Source organism: Novipirellula rosea (assembly GCF_039541335.1).
Classification (GTDB): domain Bacteria; phylum Planctomycetota; class Planctomycetia; order Pirellulales; family Pirellulaceae; genus Novipirellula; species Novipirellula rosea.
On sequence record NZ_BAABGA010000101.1, the window covers coordinates 1 to 1,226 of the forward strand.

2 protein-coding genes are annotated in these 1,226 nt (G+C 53.5%); both read left to right on the forward strand.

Annotated features, from left to right (window positions below; genetic code table 11):
* Positions 1–72: 72 nt before the first annotated feature.
* Positions 73–630 (forward strand): hypothetical protein, encoded by a 558-nt coding sequence (locus tag ABD971_RS29975; protein WP_345327379.1) that lies wholly within the window; start codon positions 73–75, stop codon positions 628–630.
* A 114-nt stretch (positions 631–744) separates the two neighbouring features.
* Positions 745–1,140 carry a hypothetical protein gene (locus tag ABD971_RS29980; protein WP_345327380.1) on the forward strand — a complete coding sequence of 132 codons (396 nt, stop codon included), beginning with the start codon at positions 745–747 and terminating at the stop codon, positions 1,138–1,140.
* The last annotated feature ends 86 nt before the right edge of the window (positions 1,141–1,226 follow it).

Consider the following 1,226-nt stretch of genomic DNA (forward strand, 5'->3'; position numbering starts at 1 on the left):
CGATAACGTCTTTTCAAACGGCTGAGTCTCACGGTCGCGACCCCGTGAATTTCAGCGTTCTGCCATAGATACATGAAGACCGTACTGCTCACCTTATTTCTATCCACTTCAGCGGTCTGTGCTGCACAGACTCCGGACGATGCCGCGAGGACTTTTTTTGATGCGTTGGCAAAATCAGACAAGAAAGCCCTGATTGACGTCGTACACGAACCAAGTGCAACGCGGATCGGAAAATCCATCATTGCGGCTTCACCGATGCTTCGCCGCAGCGGTGACACTGGTTTCTTCGAGATGATATTTGACCGCGTGCCCAGTCCCGCGGAGATCGAAGCGATGTCACCCGTACAAGCATTTGCCGAGTACATGTGCGAACCCAGCGATCCGGACGCTAACGATGGCGCAACACGGACCATTCTCGGAACCGTACCTGAGGGCGATTCTCTCGCTCACGTCGTCTATCGCGTCGATGGAATGCCGAATCTCGCCGAAAAGTCGCGGGATGTCATGACCTGCGTCAAGCACAATGGAGAATGGCGTGTCGTTGTGTCTCCTAGGGTTTGGGATGCATACATGAACTTCATGCTGCAACCTGCGATGGCAAAACTGTCTGGCGCAAAGGCAGAACCATGAAATGCACGGGAGAACGGGTGGTCCGTTTTCTCGTCTGCTTGCAAGTCGTTCGCCCGTTCCCCGTGATTTCTACCGTTACCCGACCGATATTCATTCTCCTCAGACCGAACCACAATGCTAACGCCTACTTTTTCCGATGGCCAAGACAGAACGACGTTTGCACCGTTCGTGCTCCGCGATTGTCGCGATACCGACTACCCGAACGTCAATCTCCAATTCAGCGATCACGATTGGCGAGAACAGCACATCGGCGACGACCATATCGGTGACTACTACTTGAATGGCTACGGAATACAGGGATTGGTCATTGCTGCCCGCCAACTCGCAGGACTAGAGCCAATTGCTGATGGGATGGAACCCGACTCGGAAGGCGATACATGCTTGATCTACTTCACCGACCTTGACATGGCGATCGAAACTGCGTGTTTGGCTCATGCGATGATTCACGATCCTGCTCAACGAAGTGCTTGTGCTGCGCTTGCTGCGGACGAAGGTTACGACGACATATGACGAAGAAGAGCGGGTAACCATCGCATGCAAGTTGCGGACTGGAAATGGTTTGAAGACGAGCGGGTGTGAATCCCGCCTGAGTAACC

What these genes read in the sequence shown, in the direction of transcription:
- ABD971_RS29975 (WP_345327379.1), top strand. Translation starts at nt 73, where the DNA reads ATGAAGACCGTACTGCTCACCTTATTTCTATCCACTTCAGCGGTCTGT.
- ABD971_RS29980 (WP_345327380.1), top strand. Translation starts at nt 745, where the DNA reads ATGCTAACGCCTACTTTTTCCGATGGCCAAGACAGAACGACGTTTGCA.